Origin of the sequence: Paenibacillus forsythiae T98 (assembly GCF_000520735.1) — a bacterium.
Classification (GTDB): domain Bacteria; phylum Bacillota; class Bacilli; order Paenibacillales; family Paenibacillaceae; genus Paenibacillus_AQ; species Paenibacillus_AQ forsythiae.
Map to the genome: position 1 here is coordinate 1 of NZ_ASSC01000586.1, position 900 is coordinate 900.

The window sequence follows — 900 nt, forward strand, 5'->3', positions numbered from 1 at the left end:
GCGCGAGCGTCAGGCGGTGCTGCATCACCGCCTGGAGCGCTACAGCCCGCGCGAGGGGGCTGCCGCCGCGCGGCGCCGGAGCGACGCGGCCAGGCGTGAGCTGGCCGCCGCCATGAGAGCGCGACTTGCGGACAAGCGCTCCCGCTTTGCGGCGGAGCTTAAGGCGCTCGACGCGCTCAGCCCGCTGAAGGTCATGGCGCGGGGATACAGCCTCGTCTACGACGAGCAGGAGCGGCATTTGATCAAATCGCTGAACGAGGTCCAGCTCGGCGACCTGGTGGTCGTCAAGCTGGCCGACGGGCGGCTGGATTGCCAGGTATGGGGAATGAAGGAGGAAGCGAAGGATCATGGCGAAGGAAGAAGCGGAACTGGGGTTTGAGGAGGCAATGGACCGGCTGGAGCTGATCGTGCGTGAACTGGAGCAGGGCGATGTTCCGCTGGAGAAGGCGATTGATCTTTTTCAGCAGGGGATGAAGCTTTCGCAGCTGTGCGGAGCCAAGCTGGAGCAGGTGGAACGCAAAATCGAAATGATTGTCGAAGAAGACGGAGAACTGCGCAAGAAGCCGTTTGGCTCCGCATTGGAAGGGGACGGCGATGATGCCTTTTAATAACGGCCTTCCCGGAAATGAACCGGCGGAGGGTCGTAGACCTGACCCCATAGACCGCCAGCCTTTAAATGAATATATCTCCGGAGTGGGCGATCTTGTAACGGGCGAGATCACGAGGCTCTTCCCGCCCCATTGGGAGGTGCCTGCCAAGCTGGCGGAGGCGATGAGCTATTCGCTGCTCGCCGGAGGCAAGCGTCTTCGCCCTTTGCTTGTCATTGCGGCGTGCGAGGCGCTCGGAGGAAGCCGGGAAGCCGCGCTGCCTGTGGCCGTGGCGATTGAAATGGTGCATACG

3 protein-coding genes are annotated in these 900 nt (G+C 62.6%); all 3 read left to right on the top strand.

Annotation, left to right across the window (positions count from 1 at the left end; all coding sequences use genetic code 11):
- Positions 1-379, top strand: a 379-nt coding sequence (locus L692_RS29340; RefSeq protein ID WP_036724398.1) for an exodeoxyribonuclease VII large subunit, incomplete at its 5' end; no start/stop codon positions are given.
- On the top strand, positions 348-608 hold the full coding sequence (gene xseB / locus L692_RS0118415) for an exodeoxyribonuclease VII small subunit (RefSeq protein WP_025701553.1): 261 nt from the start codon (positions 348-350) through the stop codon (positions 606-608). The genes L692_RS29340 and xseB, both read left to right, overlap by 32 nt.
- Positions 598-900 (top strand): polyprenyl synthetase family protein (locus tag L692_RS29345; protein WP_036724400.1); only part of this gene is annotated, 303 nt, incomplete at its 3' end. The genes xseB and L692_RS29345, both read left to right, overlap by 11 nt.

Bases quoted from the DNA above. Each gene is read 5' to 3' on its own strand.
- xseB (WP_025701553.1), top strand. From the start codon at position 348: ATGGCGAAGGAAGAAGCGGAACTGGGGTTTGAGGAGGCAATGGACCGG.